19 protein-coding genes are annotated in these 15,943 nt (G+C 72.3%); 12 read left to right on the forward strand and 7 right to left on the reverse strand.

The annotated features are described in order from the left end of the window. Window positions 1–3 precede the first annotated feature (3 nt). From EV386_RS03040 to EV386_RS03050, 3 genes are read left to right on the forward strand one after another with little or no spacing between them, the layout of a single operon-like run. Complete coding sequence (locus EV386_RS03040) at window positions 4–822, forward strand: alpha/beta hydrolase (protein ID WP_130412206.1); 819 nt, start codon at window positions 4–6, stop codon at window positions 820–822. Then, the gene (locus tag EV386_RS03045) at window positions 819–1,637 is read left to right on the forward strand and encodes an MBL fold metallo-hydrolase (RefSeq protein ID WP_130412208.1); all 819 of its coding nucleotides are present in this window, start codon (window positions 819–821) and stop codon (window positions 1,635–1,637) included. Before EV386_RS03040 ends, EV386_RS03045 begins: the two co-directional genes overlap by 4 nt. Before the next feature lie 24 nt (window positions 1,638–1,661). Beyond that, complete coding sequence (locus EV386_RS03050) at window positions 1,662–1,964, forward strand: antibiotic biosynthesis monooxygenase (RefSeq protein ID WP_242607811.1); 303 nt, start codon at window positions 1,662–1,664, stop codon at window positions 1,962–1,964. On the opposite strand, the gene EV386_RS03055 is transcribed toward EV386_RS03050, so the two are convergent. From EV386_RS03055 to EV386_RS03070, 4 genes are all read right to left on the reverse strand, one after another. Then, window positions 1,961–2,611: an ABC-2 transporter permease gene (locus tag EV386_RS03055; protein WP_130412212.1), complete on the reverse strand. Its 651-nt coding sequence runs from the start codon at window positions 2,609–2,611 to the stop codon at window positions 1,961–1,963. The two genes, EV386_RS03050 and EV386_RS03055, sit on opposite strands and share 4 nt — an antisense overlap. Beyond that, window positions 2,608–3,519, reverse strand: a complete 912-nt coding sequence (locus EV386_RS03060) for an ABC transporter ATP-binding protein (RefSeq protein ID WP_130412214.1) — start codon at window positions 3,517–3,519, stop codon at window positions 2,608–2,610. Before EV386_RS03060 ends, EV386_RS03055 begins: the two co-directional genes overlap by 4 nt. Next, on the reverse strand, window positions 3,512–3,892 hold the full coding sequence (locus EV386_RS03065; RefSeq protein WP_130412216.1) for a GntR family transcriptional regulator: 381 nt from the start codon (window positions 3,890–3,892) through the stop codon (window positions 3,512–3,514). The genes EV386_RS03060 and EV386_RS03065 overlap by 8 nt, the downstream gene beginning before the upstream one ends. A 136-nt stretch (window positions 3,893–4,028) precedes the next feature. Then, complete coding sequence (locus EV386_RS03070; protein ID WP_130412218.1) at window positions 4,029–4,520, reverse strand: GyrI-like domain-containing protein; 492 nt, start codon at window positions 4,518–4,520, stop codon at window positions 4,029–4,031. A gap of 94 nt (window positions 4,521–4,614) precedes the next feature. On the opposite strand from EV386_RS03070, the gene EV386_RS18455 reads away from it, so the two are divergent. Then, entirely contained in the window at window positions 4,615–4,980 is a 366-nt protein-coding gene (locus EV386_RS18455) for a MerR family transcriptional regulator (RefSeq protein ID WP_207216456.1), read from the forward strand. Window positions 4,981–5,062: 82 nt separating this feature from the next. Next, window positions 5,063–5,611: a GNAT family N-acetyltransferase gene (locus tag EV386_RS03080; RefSeq protein ID WP_207216457.1), complete on the forward strand. Its 549-nt coding sequence runs from the start codon at window positions 5,063–5,065 to the stop codon at window positions 5,609–5,611. Window positions 5,612–5,958: 347 nt separating this feature from the next. Here EV386_RS03080 and EV386_RS03085 read toward each other — a convergent pair whose 3' ends face one another. Further along, window positions 5,959–6,426, reverse strand: a complete 468-nt coding sequence (locus EV386_RS03085) for an SgcJ/EcaC family oxidoreductase (protein ID WP_207216458.1) — start codon at window positions 6,424–6,426, stop codon at window positions 5,959–5,961. 211 nt (window positions 6,427–6,637) lie between these two features. Between EV386_RS03085 and EV386_RS03090 the strand changes: the two genes are divergently transcribed. From EV386_RS03090 to EV386_RS03115, 5 genes are all read left to right on the forward strand, one after another. Then, complete coding sequence (locus EV386_RS03090) at window positions 6,638–7,537, forward strand: helix-turn-helix domain-containing protein (RefSeq protein ID WP_165399817.1); 900 nt, start codon at window positions 6,638–6,640, stop codon at window positions 7,535–7,537. An 80-nt stretch (window positions 7,538–7,617) separates the two neighbouring features. Next, window positions 7,618–8,592, forward strand: a complete 975-nt coding sequence (locus EV386_RS18815; RefSeq protein WP_130412222.1) for an MDR family NADP-dependent oxidoreductase — start codon at window positions 7,618–7,620, stop codon at window positions 8,590–8,592. Window positions 8,593–8,860: 268 nt separating this feature from the next. Continuing rightward, a complete protein-coding gene (locus tag EV386_RS03100; protein WP_130412224.1) occupies window positions 8,861–10,459 on the forward strand; it encodes an OmpA family protein in 1,599 nt (532 codons plus the stop codon). Continuing rightward, entirely contained in the window at window positions 10,456–10,968 is a 513-nt protein-coding gene (locus EV386_RS18185) for a hypothetical protein (protein ID WP_165399818.1), read from the forward strand. Before EV386_RS03100 ends, EV386_RS18185 begins: the two co-directional genes overlap by 4 nt. 193 nt (window positions 10,969–11,161) lie before the next feature. Then, entirely contained in the window at window positions 11,162–12,172 is a 1,011-nt protein-coding gene (locus tag EV386_RS03115; protein ID WP_130412230.1) for a S66 family peptidase, read from the forward strand. On the opposite strand, the gene EV386_RS03120 is transcribed toward EV386_RS03115, so the two are convergent. Both EV386_RS03120 and EV386_RS03125 read right to left on the reverse strand, forming a co-directional pair. Beyond that, the gene (locus EV386_RS03120) at window positions 12,153–13,499 is read right to left on the reverse strand and encodes an ATP-binding protein (RefSeq protein WP_130412232.1); all 1,347 of its coding nucleotides are present in this window, start codon (window positions 13,497–13,499) and stop codon (window positions 12,153–12,155) included. The two genes, EV386_RS03115 and EV386_RS03120, sit on opposite strands and share 20 nt — an antisense overlap. Continuing rightward, window positions 13,496–14,164 (reverse strand): response regulator transcription factor, encoded by a 669-nt coding sequence (locus tag EV386_RS03125; RefSeq protein WP_130412234.1) that lies wholly within the window; start codon window positions 14,162–14,164, stop codon window positions 13,496–13,498. The genes EV386_RS03120 and EV386_RS03125 overlap by 4 nt, the downstream gene beginning before the upstream one ends. Before the next feature lie 110 nt (window positions 14,165–14,274). On the opposite strand from EV386_RS03125, the gene EV386_RS03130 reads away from it, so the two are divergent. Together EV386_RS03130 and EV386_RS03135 are read left to right on the forward strand one after the other, a co-directional pair. After that, window positions 14,275–15,147 carry a hypothetical protein gene (locus EV386_RS03130; RefSeq protein ID WP_130412236.1) on the forward strand — a complete coding sequence of 291 codons (873 nt, stop codon included), beginning with the start codon at window positions 14,275–14,277 and terminating at the stop codon, window positions 15,145–15,147. Between the two features lie 20 nt (window positions 15,148–15,167). Continuing rightward, a complete protein-coding gene (locus EV386_RS03135; RefSeq protein ID WP_130412238.1) occupies window positions 15,168–15,923 on the forward strand; it encodes a hypothetical protein in 756 nt (251 codons plus the stop codon). The last annotated feature ends 20 nt before the right edge of the window (window positions 15,924–15,943 follow it).

The following is a 15,943-nucleotide window of genomic DNA, read 5'->3' on the forward strand; positions in this document are numbered from 1 at the left end:
ACGATGAGCACTCCGGACACCATCGTCCTGATCCACGGCTTCTGGGTCACGCCGCGCTCGTGGGAGGGCTGGAGGGCCCGCTTCGAGTCGCAGGGCTACACCGTCCACACGCCGGGCTACCCGGGTTTCGAGGGCGAGGTCGAGGCCCTGCGCGCCGACCCGACCCCGATCGCCGATCTGACCGTCGAGTCGATCGTCAGCACCCTGGAGGCATTCTTGGACACGCTCGACACCGTGCCCATCCTCATGGGTCACTCCGCTGGCGGCGCCTTCATGCAGGTCGCACTGGACCACGGATACGGGTGCGCGGGGGTCGCGCTCAACTCGGCCCCGACCGAGGGCGTCCGGGTCACGCCCTGGAGCCAGCTCCGGTCCGTGTTCCCGGCGCTGAAGAACCCTCTCAACCACCATCGCGCGGTGGGGCTCGACGAGCAGCAGTGGAAGTACGCGTTCACCAACACCTACACCGACGAGCAGTCTCGCGACTTCTACGAGCGGTACCACGTCCCGGCGTCGGGCCGCGTGCTGTTCGACTCGGTCTTGGCGAACTACCAGCCCGGCCACCAGGATGCGTGGGTCGACTTCAACAATGCGAGGCGGGCGCCCCTGCTGTTCCTGTCCGGCTCGGAGGACCACATCATGCCCCCGTCCGTCCAGGCGTCGAACGCCAAGCACTACAAGGCGGTGGGCACCGTGACCGAGCACGAGACGTACGACAGGCGCCCCCACCTCATGGTCGCGGGCCCTGGCTGGGAGGAGATCGCCGACCACGCCCTGGCGTGGGCGCTGGCCCACGCCGCTGTTCGAGACACGATCGGATGACCACGCCCGGCATCGGGGACGGCTCGCCCACGCTGCGCGTCACACACGTGGGCGGGCCCACCGTCCTGATCGAGGCGGCGGGCTGGCGCATCCTCACCGACCCCACCTTTGACCCGCCGGGTCGCGCTTACGGGTTCGGGCTGGGCGCCAGCTCAACCAAGACCGCCGGCCCGGCGCTCACGCCTGAGCAGATCGGTCCGATCGACGTGGTGCTCCTCAGCCACGACCAACACGCCGACAACCTCGACGACCGAGGCCGGGCGCTTCTGCCCTCTGCGGGCACAGTCGTCACCACGGTTCCGGGAGCCCGCCGGCTGCGCGCGGCCAACGTCCGGGGACTTCGCCCCGGGCAGAGCACCGTGGTGTCTGATCAAGGCCGCTCGGCGCTCACCATCCGTGCGACGCCGGCGAGGCACGGGCCCTGGGGCTCGCGCCCACTCGTCGGCGCCACGATCGGCTTTGCGCTCTCCGCGACTCCCGGCGCACGTGCCGCCGTCTGGATCACCGGCGACACGGTCCTGCACCGGCCACTGCTGCGGACCGCGCGCGCCCTCGACGTCGACGTGCTCATCCTCCATCTCGGCGCCGTCCGGCTCGCGCCCACCAGGCGGGTGCGCTACACGATGGACGCGGCCGAGGGCGCCGTCTTGGCCGAGGTGGCCGGTGCGCGGGTCGTCGTCCCCGTCCACTACGAGGGCTGGTCGCACTTCTCCGAACCCGAACAGAAGGCTCGCGACGTCCTGGGGACCACCCGCGTGGCGCCCTCGGCCACCATCACGTGGCTGCAGCGCGGCTGGCGGACACCGATCGGCTGATCCCACCCTGAGATGATGTGCGCCGTGACTGTGCGACTGAATGGACTGCTCGTCTGCGCCGACGATGTCCAGGCCCACGTGGTCCGAGCCCACCTGGCGCAGCATGTCGAGCTGACCCGAGCGGAGTCGGGCTGTGTGTCGTTCGCCGTCGAGCCGACCGCCGACCCGCTCATCTGGACGGTCGACGAGGAGTTCGCGGACGCCGACGCCTTCGCCGCGCACCAGGCCCGCGTCGCCGCGAGTGCGTGGGGCATCGCCACAACAGGTATCGAGCGCCGCTACGTGACCGAAGGACTCGACGAGCGACCGGCCCCGTTCGCCGTCTAGAGGTCTCGCGCGGCGTACAGCCGGATCGACAGGGCCGCGGACGCTCCCAGGAGAAGGACGGCGCCGATCGCGGCGCTGGCCAGGACGGGCCAGGTGGCGAGGCGGTCGAGCGCCGTCAGGGTGAGTTCGCTCCTGCCGCCGAAGGCGAAGAAGAGCGCCGCGAGGCCGACGAGCGGGGCGATGAACGCGAAGGGGCGTGCGCGGGAGAAGCCCAGCGAGAAGAAGAACGGGAGTTGCACGGCCGTGAAGAGGCAGAAGGCTGCGAACCCGCCGAGGGTGAGCATGCCGAGCGTGCCGGCGTCGGGGCTCTCACCCAGGAAGGGCGCGGCGGCGAGCGTGACGAGCACTGAGGCCGCCGCGAGGATGAGGGCGACGGCGACCATGGTGGCGTAGCGGCCCAGGACGACGGACCGCCTGCTCAGCGGCAGCGTGGCGTACAAGGTGTCGAGGTGGGAGCGCTCGTCGAGGTTGAACGGGTACTGCGGCCCGATCGTCGCGGCGAAGAAGAACGTCGCGGTCAGCACGCCGTAGACACTGCGCGAGGGCAGGACGATGGCGACGGCGGCGATGGCCAACGACAGGAGCGCCGGTCGGGCGTAGGGGCGCAGGGCGCGAAGGTCCAGGGCGGTGAAGGCAAGAGGGTTCATGCGGCGGCGCTCCTGTGCTGCGGGTCTGCGAGGGCCGTGGAGTGGCGTGTCGGTCCGCGCCCGAGTCGCGCGACGACGTCGTCGATGGTGGGTGTCTCCATGACGACGCCGGGGCCGAACGCGGCCGTGTCGGTGGTCGCAATGAGCGCCTCGAAGCCGGTCGGCGTGCGGCGCAGGCCGTGGGTCAGGCGCTCGCTGGCTGGTGTGAGGTCGTCGGGGCCGCCGCGTGCCATGGCGTAGGACTCCACCAGGTCGTCGCGAGCGCCGGTGAAGTGAATGACGCCGTCGTGGATCACCACAACCTGGTCGGCGAAGGTCTCCAGGTCGGTGGTGATGTGGGTCGAGAACACGACGCTGTGGCGTTCGTCGAGCATGAACTCGCGCAGCAGGTCGATCAGGTCCAGGCGCGCTGCGGGGTCGAGCCCGGCGGTGGGCTCGTCGAGGATGAGCAGGTCGGGGTCGTGGGCGAGGGCCAGGGCGACCATGAGCTTGGTGCTCTCGCCGCGCGAGAGGTCCTTGACCTTCTGGTGGGGGCGCAGCCCGAACCGGTCGGTGAGCGCGGCGAACTGGCGCTCGTCCCATCGTGAGTACAGCGGCCGCAGCGCGCGTGCGGCCTCGGTGACCCGCCAGTCGGGCACGAGGAAAGGCGCGTCGAGGACGACGCCGATCCGGTCGCGGTCCGGGACGCGGACGGTCCCAGCGTCGGGCCGGACCATGCCGAGCATCGCCTTGATCGTCGTCGTCTTGCCGGCGCCGTTCGCGCCGACGAACCCGGTGACGAAGCCGACCGGGACCCGCAGGTCGAGCGGGCCGAGGTGAAAGGCTCCGCGGCGCTTGACCAGGCCGCGGACCTCTACCGCGGATGGGGTGTGCGCCGCTGGGGCGGTTGGCTCTGGGCGGTCACTCATGCTCGTGCCACTTCCTCGTGAGGAGTTCGTGGAGCGCCTCGAGCGAGACGACTCCGGTCTCGCGGGCCGAGGCTGTCGCGCGTTCGAGGTCGGACTCGATCGCGCTGAGCACCCGTTCCCGCACGAGCGCAGGGTCGACGTCGGCGACGAAGCTCCCCTTGCCCTGGACGTTGACGATCAGGCCTGCGGCGGCCAGATCGTTGTACGCCCGCGTGGTGGTGATGAGGCTGACCCGCAGGTCATGCGCCAGCCGCCGCAGCGACGGCAGCGCCTCGCCCGGCGCGAGCCGCCTCGACAGGATCGCGGCGCGCACCTGCTCGACGATCTGCTCGTAGAGCGGGACACCGGAGCCCTCTGACACAACGATCCGCACGGCACACCTCCTGCGCATACTGTACATGCGCAGCATGTACACCGCTCGGGTGGCGTCGAACGCACGGCGGGGAACGTTGTCGTCGGCCCCGGCGCCCGTCCCCGCCTCGCCTGGCCGCGCCGGGCGAGAGCTCGCGTCAGCGCTCTACCGGCAGCCATAGTTCGCAGGTTGCGGTGGTGAAGTCGGGTGTGTGGTCGAGGATGGCGACGATGGAGGGTCCGGGGCGCAGCCTCCAGGGGTTGGACGGGAGCCACTCGGTGGCGGTGGCGGCCCAGGCGGCCTGGAGTGTGGCGGGGTGGGGGCCGCAGGTGCGGAAGATGGCCCATTGCCCGGCGGGCACGTCGATCACGTCCAGGTCCTCGGGCGCGGGGGTGTGGGCGTTGACGGCGACCGCGTGCAGGTAGGTCACCTCGGAGCCCTGCGTGTAGTCGGGGTCGACGTCGGCGCTGACCTGCAGCAGTCCGGCGGGCTCGGTGTCGCTGAGGGCTTTGAGGCGTTGGTGCTCGCTGGCGGGCAGGGACGCGATGTGCGCCTGGATGTGGGGGTTGACGCCCTGGTGGATCAGCGGGACGCGGGCGGCGTGGCCGATGAGGCGGAAGGCGGGGCGGTCGATGACGCGGGTGTCCATGGGGGTGCTTCCTTCGACGGTCAGGCGGAACCTGAGCGGGGCTTGAGGGGTGAAGGGGGCCGCCGTCGCGTCGCACGTCGCTGAGGGCGGCGCCTTGCGCACCGTCCTGAAACTCCGACGCGTGGGACTCTCACTACCCGAGGTGATCGCCGCGATGGCGCCGAAGAAGTCACCGGCCCATGCGATCGTGACGGCCAAGATCGCGGCCCTCGAGGTTGAGATCCTCCGCCGGCAAGAGGCGATCACCTTCCTGCAGCACACTGCGGACTGCCGCCACCGGTATCTTGACGACTGTCCAGATTGCGCGAGCTTCGTACGCGAAACCCCAAGAGATCCAGAGGACGCCGCCAGCGTCAAAGGTCACCTCCCCGGGGCCGCGGAGGTCTTGAAGCATCCGAACCCGATTCTGGCGCGCCTCAGAATCGGTCAGTTCTGGAGCGTCAGACCCCGTTGTCGATGACCGACAGGTGTGCGCCCTCCGACAAAAGTACGGCTCGAAAACCTGTAGTCACCAGGCGCGTGCTGGATGCCAGAATGTCTGCGTGAGCAACTACATGATCCGCCCGGTCCGGGCGCACGAATGGCGTGAGATCCGCGCGCTCCGCCTGGAAGGCGTACAGGGTGACGTCGACAGGCTCGCCTTCGCCGAGACGTTCGAGCAGGAGGCTGCGAAGCCGGACGAGTTCTGGCAGGAGCGAGCTGCCGGATCGTCGCTCGACGCCGGGGCCGACGCCGGCGCACGTCAGTTCGTCGCGATCGCCGATGACGGCACCTGGGTCGGATCGTCCGTCGTGCTCATCGAGTCGGCCGGCGGCGAGGACTACGAGGACCGAACCATCGAGCAATCCGGCGGCCACATCGTAGGCGTGTACGTGAACTCGGAGCATCGCGGGACCGGCCTGGTCGAGGAGCTGTTCAACGCGTGCCTGGAGTGGGCACGTGAGCGGGGCCTCGGCCGCGTTCGGCTCTACGTCCACCAGGACAACGCTCGCGCTCAAGGCGCCTACAGGAAATGCGGCTTCGAGCCGACGGGCGTCCTCATCGAAGGGGATTCGCTGGGCTGTGAGGTAGAGATGGCGCGAGCGGTTTAGCTCCCGGTCACCCCGAACAACCGCGGCCCGGGGCGCCTAGCCCCGGGCCGTGCCCTCGTTCGTCCTGAGGCGCCTGGCATCCGGTACTCGTACGGGGACACTGTCGAGGTCAGCGTCCCGACCAGACCGTCTGGCGAGGCGAGGTCGACGCGCATCAGCGGGTGGTTGTGGGGCGAGTCAAGCGGCTGGGGCACCGAGCACCGACCAGGGTGAGTTGTTCGATGTCGACCGCCACCACGCCTTCATCACCAACACCACTCTGGACAAGGTGGGGGCCAACGCCTGGCATCGCCGCCAACGACCGCCAACGATCGTCGACCGCGGATGAGGGATGAGCCAGTGCAGCCTCACGCCCTCGCGTGTCCATCTGCGACGAGAGTGTTCTGGCGACGCAGGATCCACCAGCGGCCCTCACGACGTACGAAGGTGTAGTGGGCGTTCATCTCGGGCGACGCACCTCGGCGCGCGTCCTCGGCGCTCGACCACGCGCTCTTGTGCGCGACGATCACATCGGGGGCGACGAGCGCGATGTCGCTCAGGCGGTAGTGGGCCGTCGCGGTCTGGAGCGGCCCTCGGGCAAGCCCTTCTCTCGTGGCGGACTCGACGGCGTCGCGCCCGCGAAGGACGATGCCGACGGCGTTCACGATCACCGCATCCGGTGCGACATGACGCAGAAGCAGATCCGCGTCGTTCTCGTTGAACCCGCGTTCGGCATCCGCTATCACGCGGTGAACCGCCTCCGCGTCCTCCCGAGCCAACTCTGGTTGGCCAAGGTCGCCTGCGGGTTCTGGGGAGGGCATGGACTTGTTGGTCATGCGATGAAGTCCACTTCATCAAGTGCACTTGATGTCAAGATGCGCGGTGACACGCGTTCGGCCGTGCCGAGAGGCGTCGTCCTCGCTCGCCTCCACCGCCGTGCTCCCGTCTACCATCGGCTCCGTGGTGATGATCGAGCTCGACGCGGCGCAGTTGTCCCGGGTGAGGTTCGCGGTGTCGCCGCTGTGGGAGGTCGGACTCGCCGCGCTGGTGCTGCGCCGTGCCGATCCGGGGGCGCTCTTCCGGCGCTGGGCCGAGCAGGCGCGCCAACGGGTCGACGCGACGGCGCTGGACGGAATGCTGACGTTGACCGCTGGTCGCGACTTCGTGCCCGACATCTTCAGCGCCCTGCCGGGTAACGACCAGCCCGACGTCTCCGACGTGCAGGCTCACCTGCGCGGGCTGCCGGATGAGCTGCTGGCGCGTGATCTCGCCCGGCTCGACCGCGCGCATCGCGGCGGCCACGGCTGGATCCGGGCGTTGATGGACGACCACGCCCGCGCGCGTGAGGAGATCGCGGACGTCGTCGCTGAGTTCTGGCGTGGGGCGATCGCACCGCACTGGCGGGCGTTTCGGAGGCTGGCGCGCGCCGACATCGCGCGCCATGCGATGAGCGCCGCAGACGAGGGACAGGGGGCGATGCTCGACGAGTTGCACCCTGGCGTGGCCTGGAGTGGCGCGGCGCTGAGCATCGTCGGGGCATGCGAGACGAGCTTCGGTCCCACGCCGGCACAGGACGGCGTCCTGCTGACGCCATCGGCGTTCGCATGGCCGCGCGCGCACGTCATGTCAAACGCGCCGTTTCAGCCCGCCATCGCCTACGGGGTGCGGGGATTCGCCACGTTGTGGGAGAGCCCGAACGAGGACGCGCCATCGCCCGCAATAGAGAGGCTCGTCGGAGCAGGCCGGGCCCGGGTGGCTGCCGCGATTGCGACACCGGCCACGACGACGGAGCTCGCGCACGCGCTCGGCGTCGCCCCGGCCACGGTGAACGAGCATCTGCGCACGCTGACGGACGCGCGGCTCGCGAGCGCAGTGCGGGACGGGCGCGTCGTCGTGTACACGTTGACGGACCTCGGACGCGGGTTGCTGTTCGCGCAGGCGCGCTAGGCGATGGATTCGGCGGTGGCCGAATCCGCGCACGACTCGTCCCGTGGCGCCGAGACTACGGCTGTCCTTGAGGAGGCCCCATGTCCGCACGCTCACGTCAGCTTCATCTCGTCCGGAGGCCTCACGGCCTGCCCGTGCTACGGGACTTCGACATCGTCGAGGTCCCGCTCGCTGCCCCGGATGCGGGGGAGGTCCTGGTGGAGAACCTCTGGGTCTCCGTCGATCCGTACCACCGTGAGGTCTTCGACAGCGTCACGCTCGGCACGGCGCTCGAGGGCCGCGCATTGGGCCGCGTGCTCTCCTCGCGGAATCCCGAGATCGCGGTGGACGACCTGGTCATCCACCGCGACGGGCTGCGCACACATACGGTCACCGCGCAGGCACGGGTCATCCGCCCGCCGGCAGGTGTGCCACCCGAGGCCTACCTCGGAATCCTGGGTGGCACGGGGCTGAGCGCCTGGGTCGGACTGACGACGATCGGTCGGCTCGAAGCAGGTGAGTCCGTGCTGATCACGGCCGCAGCCGGGGGCGTGGGCACCGCAGCAGGTCACATCGCCAAGGCGCTCGGCGCCGCTCCGATCATCGGCGTGACCAGCACTCAGGCCAAGGCGGACCGTCTCCTCGCGGGCCCGTTCGACGAGGTGATCGCGTACCGCGACACCACGCTGCTCGGCCAGCTTGCTGGCCGCGACATCCCGCTCGCTCTTGAAGGCGTCGGGGGCTCCCACCTGGAGGCCGTGATCGGAGGGATGGCCGAAGGTGGGCGAATCGCTTGGGTCGGCGGCATCTCCGGCTACAACGCGCACACGCCCCCGGGTGCGCCGGGGAACCTCTTCGATCTGGTGCACCGCGAGATCAGGCTGCACGGGTTCCTCGTGCGCAATCACATGGATGAGCGCGACGGCTACGAGGCATTCATGACTCCCCGCGTCGCCGACGGGATCGTGCCCGTGGAGCAGACCGTCGTCGACGGCCTCGACGCGGCCCCCTCTGCGCTGATCGGAGTGCTCACCGGCGCCAACTTCGGCAAGCACCTGGTGCGCGTCGCCGAGTGATCGGTGGGCAGCCAGCAGCGCGGCGCGCCGTGCCGGATGCCCAAGAGCCGTCCGGGGAACCCCGCCATCCGGGTCCCCTCTTGTCCGAGCCTGCGTCAAAGCCCACTCGATCCGCGCGAAGGCGCCTGCGCGATCAGCGCTGCGATGTGCGCCCCCCACGCCGTCGCCTGCAACGCCTCACCCGGCGGACACCGCGACCGCGCGCCTTGACCCGCCCGACCAGGTCGGTACGGTCGAGGCAATCGCGATCGGCTGAGGGGACGACGAGATGACGGGACGACGCAGCCTGCGCTCCGTGGCGTTGCTGGCCGGGCTGACGCTGGCCCTGGGGGCGTGTACCTCTGGCGACGGGTCGACGGGCGCCGACGACACCCCCTCGGCCTCGTCGGAGGCCGTGCCCACGGCGGACCCGGAGGCCGTCGTCGAGTCGTTCGGCGTCGTCGTCGGCGGCGGCGAGGCCACCGTCGACGTCCACCCACTGGTGCGCTCCGGAGAGCATCTCGTCCTGACGTTCGACCTGCGCCCCGTGACGCTCCCGGACGGCGACGACGACCTGGCGATCCTCGGCCTCCTCGTCGCCGACGTCACGTCGCGTCCCGCGGCCGGGGGCGCGGTGCGACTGGTCGATCTCGGCGACCGATCGGTGTTCCTCCCGGGTGTCGACAGCGAGGGGTGGGCGGTTGGCGAGCCGAGCGACCTCTGGACCGTTCCTGCCGAAGGCCTGCGCGTGCAGCGCGCGTACGCCGCGCCGCCTGACGACGTCGAGGCGCTCGGCCTGCTCTTCCCCGGCCACTACGTGCCCATCATGCCGATCATCGACGCCGAGGCGCCGGCGCCGGCGCTCACCGACGACGGCGCGTCGCCCCTCGACCTCGCGTCCGTCGCCGACGCACCCCAGCTCGCCCTCCACCGGTACACCACCGAGCTCGACGACGCGGTCCGGGTGCTCGAGTCGACCGAGAGCGTCGAGGTGAGCCTCGGCGGTGACGTCCTGTTCGCCTCGGACTCCGCGGACCTGGGCCCGCAGGGCCAGGCGGCGCTCACCGCCGCCGTCGCGCACCTCGACGGGCGCGCGGGCGGGGTGATCGACGTCGTGGGGCACACCGACGACGTCGGCGACGACGCGTCCAACCAGGACCTGTCCGAGCGGCGCGCGGCCGCCGCCGTCGAGGCGCTGGCGGGCCTGGTCGACACGGACAGGTTCGAGCTGAGGCCAGCGGGCCGCGGTGAGTCCCAGCCGCTCGTGGCCAACGACAGCGCCGAGAGCCGGCAGCTCAACCGCCGGGTGGTGCTCACCCTGACGTCCCAGGTCACGACCAGGACACAGGTCCCCTCCGACGGCGAGCTGCCGCCGTTCGAGGGCGGCCCGACCGCCACGGGCGCCGAGGGTGTCGAGGTGGACGGGCCCCGTCCGTTCCGCATCACCGCCCCCGAGGCGGTCCGCGTGGGCGACTGCCTGCTGGTCACCGTCGAGGCCGAGGCGCTGGACACCGAGGTCGACTCCAGCTTCGGCGTCGGCGGCCTGTCCGCGGTCGGCTCGTATCGGGGCGACAGAACCGTCCTGCCCCAGCATGCGCTGAGCGTCGCGGTCGTCAGCGGGACGACGGCGGTCTACCCCTACGACTACCCGCTCGGGGACGGCTCGTCGGGCCTGCAGGCGTGGCGTCCGCTCGCGGACCTCGACACGCTGCGCCGGATCGACGGCGGCCAGACGCTCACCTTCGTCGGCCTCTACCCGGCGATCGCCGACACGGACACCATCGCCGTCCAGGTGCGTCAGGCACTGGGCGCCTTCGCGTTCCGGCTCACCGACATCCCCGTCGCCGCGGAGTTGGAGACCCGTGAGCGCTCCGGAGCTGCGTCGTGACGACGCACAGGGTTCCGCTGCGGGCGTCGGGCTGGCTCGCACTGGTCGGGGTGGTCCTGTTCGCGACCGTCGGCACGGTGATGATCACGGTCGGCGACACGCCCCAGGGCCCCGTCCCGGCCGCCCTCGTCGCGGCGGGGGCCGGCGACTCGGTCCCCGCCGGCGTTCAGAGGGTCGTGTGGGGGACGGGGGCCGCGCTGGTCCCGGCCGAGGTGTCCTGCGCCGTCGTTCTGGAGTCTGGCGACAGGCGCGAGGTCGACACGGCGTCGGGCGTCGAGGGCTCCACCGCGCAGGTCGCGGGCGTGGGCCGCGCCGTCGTGCTGGGCGTGACGCCGCGGACGCAGGCCGGTGAGGTCGTCTGCTCGGGCGGCGGGCTCGAGCGGTTCGCCACGACCGGTCAGCGCGGCGGTCCGCCCGGCGCCGTCGTGGGGGTCTTCTTCTATGTCGGCGCGGCGGTGGCGGCGGTCTGGGCGCTGGCCACCCTCACCCGGCGCCGGCCCGCGGCATGAGGCCTGACGCCCCGCTGGGTCGCCAGGTTGCGGCCACCGTCGGCATCGCGGCCGCCTGTGCCGCGATCCCTTCGCGATCCTCATCGGGGTGGAGGTCTCGGCCCGCCCGAGGACGGCCAGCCTCGGCGGCCGCCGGAATGCTGACCGGCCTCGCGTGGTCAGGGGCGCGCCGCGGCTCTGGCAGGATCGGGCCATGCTTCGATTCCCGGCGCCGCTGCGACCAGGCGACACCATCGCGGTGACCTCACCATCGGCGGGCGTCAGCGGCCTGGGCGCCGAGCGAGTCGCCTTCTGCGTGGACTGGCTCCGCCAGGCGGGATACGAGGTGGTCGTCGGCGAGTGCATGGACGGGTCCGGCATCACGGCCGGGCCGGCCGAGCGGCGTGCCGCCGAGCTCACGGCGATGCTGTGCGACCCCAAGATCCGATGCGTCCTGCCGCCGTGGGGCGGGGAGACGGCCATCGACCTGGTCGACCTGCTCGACTGGGACGCGCTGGCCCAGGCTGAGCCCACCTGGCTGGTCGGCTACTCCGACATGTCGACCGTCCTGCTGCCCCTCACGACGAGGCTCGGCTGGGCGACGATGCACGGCGACAACCTGGCCGACACCCCCTACGCGCAGCCCGCCGGCCTGCTGCCGTGGACCGAGCTCGCCTCCGGCCCGGGACCGCACGTGCAGCGCGACTCCGGCCGTATCGCCACCTGGGCGCGCTTGGACGAGGACACGCGCGCGGTGCGGTGGCGGGACGTCGGCGAGGGGACGTGGCGGCTGCACGGCGCCGACTCGCTCCACGCGCGCGGCCGCCTGATCGGCGGCTGCGTCGAGACGGTGACCAACCTGGCCGGGACGCCGTATGGAGACGTGGCCGCGTTCGGGCGCCGACACGCCGACGACGGCCTGATCGTCTACCTCGAAGCGGCGGAGGATGAGGCGGCGACCATCTGCCGCAACCTCCACGCGCTGCGGTTGGCCGGGTGGTTCGAGCACGCGACGGCGATCCTCATCGGACGGACCAACGCGGCGGACAACGCGAAGATGACCCAGGAGCAGGCGGTGCTCGACGCGCTGGGCCGCCTCGGGCTGCCCCTCGTGTTCGACGTCGAGATCGGACACGTGCCGCCGCATCTGCCACTCGTCAACGGCGCCATGGCGACCGTGACGGTCACCGCGGACGTCCGGCAGATCACCCAGGAGTTGCGGTGAGCTGATCGCGGCGCGCGGGAAGGGTGAGGCGAGCGCGCAGACCGCCGCCAGGTCGTGCGGCCAGGCTCAGGGCGCCGCCCGACGCGGTCGCCACGGTGTCGACCAGAGCGAGCCCAAGGCCGAGCCCCTCGCCCGCCAGTCGCGAGGCCGTGCCGCGGTGGAACGGCTCGGTCAGCGCCTCGACGTCGGCGCCGGTGAGGTCGGCGCCGTCGTTGACGACCTCGACCCAGACGCGCCCGGCGGGCTCGTCGCGGCCGGTGCGCACCGCGAGGGCTCCGCCGTCGGCGTTGTGCCGGATGGCGTTGTCGAACAGGTTGCCGAGGGCGAGCAGCGTGAGGTCGGGGGCGACGGCGGCGATCGCGTCGTCGCCCGCGGGCGGGCTCACGCGCAGCCCACGCGCCTCGGCGGCGTCGGACCTCTCGGCGAGGATGCGTGCGGCGAGCGCGCCGAGGTCCGTCTCCCCGGCGGCGAGGGACGCCGGGGTGCGCGATCGCGCGAGCGTGAGCAGGGCGCCGACGAGGCGCTCGGAGCGTTCGTTGGCGTCCAGAGCGCCGCGCACGGACGGCACGAGGTCCGCTGGGACGCGGCCCTGCGTCAGGGGGATCTCCAGCAGCGTGCGGGTCGTGGTCAGCGGGGTGCGCAGCTCGTGCGAGGCCCCGGCGATGAAGCGGTCCTGACGTTCGAAGGCGTCCTCCAGGCGGTCGAGCATCGAGTCGATCGTGTCGCCGAGCTCGCGGATCTCGTCGCGCGGCCCGGCGAGGGCGAGGCGCCGGTCGAGGCCCTCGACGCCGATCGCGCGCGTGGTCGCGGTGATGCGGGCGACGCGTCCGAGCGAGCGGCGCGAGAGCCAGCGGGCGGCGAGCACGGCCAGTCCGGTGAACGCCGCGAGGATGACGACGGACCACACGACGAGGCCGCGCAGCACCTCGCGCGAGACCCGGGTGGTGGTGAGCGTCGTCGACTCGTGGATGAGCTGCTGGACGGTGGCGGCCCGCTCCTGAGGGCTCGCGTCGGGGTCGACCGCGCCGCGCAGCACCGTCGCGCCGTCAGCGGAGACGCACTCGATCCACCACCACCCGTCGTGCGTGTCGATCAGGTGACCAGTGGTCGCCGGGGGGCAGTGCCACGCCGTGATCGCCTCGGACGACGACGACGGCGCGGTCGGCGCCGGCGCCGTCGTGATCTCCACGGGCGTGGTCACCACCCTCTCATCGACCTGCTGCTCCAGCAGGTGCTGGACGAGCAGGAACTGCACGCCGAGCAGTGCGGCGCCGCCCAGCACGAACACGCTGGCGATGAGCGCGGTCAGGCGCGCGCGGAAGCTCATGCCCGAGGCCCGATCCGGTAGCCGAACCCGGGCGCCGACTCGATGGGGTCGGGCACGCCGAGCTTGCGCCGCAGCGTGTGCACCGTGGCCTTGACGACGGTGCGGCGGCGCTCGTCGGGCTGCTCCCAGACGTCCTCGACGATCTCGTCCACGCTCACCCAGGCGCCGTCGGCCGCGAGCAGCACCTCCAGGACGCCGTGCTCCTTGGGGGTCAGTGCGAGCGGCGTGCCGTCGCGCTCGGCTGTGCGCCGCACGGTGTCGAGGCGTATGCCGCCGGCCTCGAACACCGCCATTGGGCCCGACGGCGTCAGGCGGCGCCCGAGTGCGCGCAGCCGGGCGAGCAGCTCGACGTAGGCGAAGGGCTTGGTCAGGTAGTCGTCGGCGCCGAGGTCGAGGCCCGCCACGCGGTCGTCGAGGGCGCCGGCCGCGGTGAGCATGAGGATGCGCACCGGGTGACCCTGCGCGCGCAGCGTGCGGCACACGGCGTCCCCGCTGAGCACGGGCAGGTCGCGGTCCAGGACGAGCACGTCGGTGTCGGCGGCGCCGAGCGCGACGAGGGCGGCCGCGCCGTCGTAGGCGACGTCCACGAGGTAGCCCTCGCGGCGCAGGCCGTCGGCCAGCCCGTCCGCGAGCGCCCGCTCGTCCTCGGCCAACAGGATGCGCATGCGTGGGACCTCTCTCGTGTCGGTGTCCTCCAGCATGGCGGTCCTCGGTTCGATTCCGGTTCGGTCGGCGTGAACCCGCCCCGGACCAGGCGCCCACGAGGGTGGTCGCCATGAGAGCCTCGCACCCCTCACCCGCCTCCGCTCCACCCGCCGGGCGCGCACGCCACGGCGCCGTGGCCGCCTTCATCGCCGTCGCGGGCGCCGCCGCGCTGACCGGCTGCGGCGCCGACGCCGCCCTCGGCGGCGCCACCACTAGCGCCGGCGTCTCCGGTGCGACCGGGCCCGCGGCGCCCGCGGACGGGCAGGCCACCGCGTCCGACGCCGCCACCTCACGCTTCCTCGCGTGCCTGGCCGCAGGAGGGGTGACCGCGCGCAACGGCATCCCCGGGGATCCGACGTCGGACGGGCTGGTGTTCGTCCAGGTCGATCCCGTCCCGCTCGTCGAGGGCATGGAGGGCGGCGTCATCACGTCGAGCGCCGCCGCAGGCGTCGACCCCGCCGAGCTGCCCGAGGAGCTGCGCCACCTCGTCCTGACGACGTCCGACGAGTCCGGGACCTGGCACGCCGCCGTCGGCGCCGAGCACTTTGAGGCCACCGGGCGCCTGAGCATCGCCGACGTCTACGCGGCGTGCCTGGCCGACCACCCGGACTTCGCGCAGGCCGAGTGGGAGACCATGGACGAGGCCCAGTGGCAGGCGTTCATCGCCCGCACGATGGCGGCCGGCCTCGACCTCGCTCGCGCGGCCCGCGCCGAGGGCCTCGCGTGGGTGGCCGACCCCACCCCGGACGACGCCGGAGCCATCACCCTGCCCCAGCACGTCACGGAGGCCGACCTGCGCGCCCTGCTCACCCTGGCCGTCGAGGGCGGCCACGACGGCGTCTGGCTGCGGATGGCCCATGACCGTGACACCGGGTTCGACGTGGCCGCGGTGTTCGGCCAGGTCGTCGGCGACGACCCGGGCATCACGCTCAGCTTCGGCTGACCGCTCCAAGGAGTCCTTCGATGAGTCACGCCCGTCCGCCTCGCGCGCCTGCCGCCGTCGCCGTCACACTCGCCCTCGCGGCGACACTCGCCGCGTGCTCCCCGGAGGGCACGCGCGCGGGGGAGGAGTCGCCCCTCAGCCTTCCACCGTCACCGTCACCGCCCGCCGTGGACGTCGACGTACCAGCGGGTGCCGACGACGACACGGCGCGCTTCGTCGCCTGCCTGGTCGCGCGCGACGTCGCGGCGAACGTCGACGAGCGCGGCTTCGTCGTCGTGCGCGACGTGTCGCTCGACGGCGGCGCGCGGCCCGCCGACGCGGTCGCCCACGCGCGTTTCGCCGACGATCTGGTCCACGCCTCGGTGGACGCGCCGGGGCGCGGCTGGGTCGCGCCGCTGCGCGCCGCCTTCTTCACCGACCCCCACACAGCCCAGGCCTGGGAGTCCTGCCACGCCGAGCACCCGGGCTTCAGCCCGCTCACCTGGGACGACGTCGCCGCCCGCGACCCGATCCTGAGCGGCGACGCCGCGGTGGCCCAGCAGGCGGCGGTCGACTTCGCCCGGCGCGCCCGGAACGACGGGTTCGGCTGGGTCGTCGACCCGGGCGCCGACGGGGTCGTCGAGCTGCCCGCGTGGCTCCGTGAGGCCGAGCTGCGCGACCTGCTCGCCGCGGCGCTCGACCCGGGTGGCCCCGTGGTCACCTTCGACGCCGCCTCCGAGCCCGCCTTCGACTGGAGGGCCGTGGTCGGCGAGTTCGCCGGCGGCGGCCTCGGCTGACCCTCACCCCTGACTGGAGT

It is taken from the genome of Xylanimonas ulmi, from assembly GCF_004216535.1.
Lineage (GTDB): Bacteria > Actinomycetota > Actinomycetes > Actinomycetales > Cellulomonadaceae > Xylanimonas > Xylanimonas ulmi.

Excerpts from the sequence above, each read along its gene's own strand:
- EV386_RS03040 (WP_130412206.1), top strand. The coding sequence starts at position 4 with ATGAGCACTCCGGACACCATCGTCCTGATCCACGGCTTCTGGGTCACG.
- EV386_RS03045 (WP_130412208.1), top strand. The coding sequence starts at position 819 with ATGACCACGCCCGGCATCGGGGACGGCTCGCCCACGCTGCGCGTCACA.
- EV386_RS03055 (WP_130412212.1), bottom strand. The coding sequence starts at position 2,611 with ATGAACCCTCTTGCCTTCACCGCCCTGGACCTTCGCGCCCTGCGCCCC.
- EV386_RS03060 (WP_130412214.1), bottom strand. The coding sequence starts at position 3,519 with ATGAGTGACCGCCCAGAGCCAACCGCCCCAGCGGCGCACACCCCATCC.
- EV386_RS03070 (WP_130412218.1), bottom strand. The coding sequence starts at position 4,520 with ATGGACACCCGCGTCATCGACCGCCCCGCCTTCCGCCTCATCGGCCAC.
- EV386_RS03085 (WP_207216458.1), bottom strand. The coding sequence starts at position 6,426 with ATGACCAACAAGTCCATGCCCTCCCCAGAACCCGCAGGCGACCTTGGC.
- EV386_RS18815 (WP_130412222.1), top strand. The coding sequence starts at position 7,618 with ATGTCCGCACGCTCACGTCAGCTTCATCTCGTCCGGAGGCCTCACGGC.
- EV386_RS03100 (WP_130412224.1), top strand. The coding sequence starts at position 8,861 with ATGACGGGACGACGCAGCCTGCGCTCCGTGGCGTTGCTGGCCGGGCTG.
- EV386_RS03115 (WP_130412230.1), top strand. The coding sequence starts at position 11,162 with ATGCTTCGATTCCCGGCGCCGCTGCGACCAGGCGACACCATCGCGGTG.
- EV386_RS03120 (WP_130412232.1), bottom strand. The coding sequence starts at position 13,499 with ATGAGCTTCCGCGCGCGCCTGACCGCGCTCATCGCCAGCGTGTTCGTG.
- EV386_RS03125 (WP_130412234.1), bottom strand. The coding sequence starts at position 14,164 with ATGCGCATCCTGTTGGCCGAGGACGAGCGGGCGCTCGCGGACGGGCTG.
- EV386_RS03130 (WP_130412236.1), top strand. The coding sequence starts at position 14,275 with ATGAGAGCCTCGCACCCCTCACCCGCCTCCGCTCCACCCGCCGGGCGC.
- EV386_RS03135 (WP_130412238.1), top strand. The coding sequence starts at position 15,168 with ATGAGTCACGCCCGTCCGCCTCGCGCGCCTGCCGCCGTCGCCGTCACA.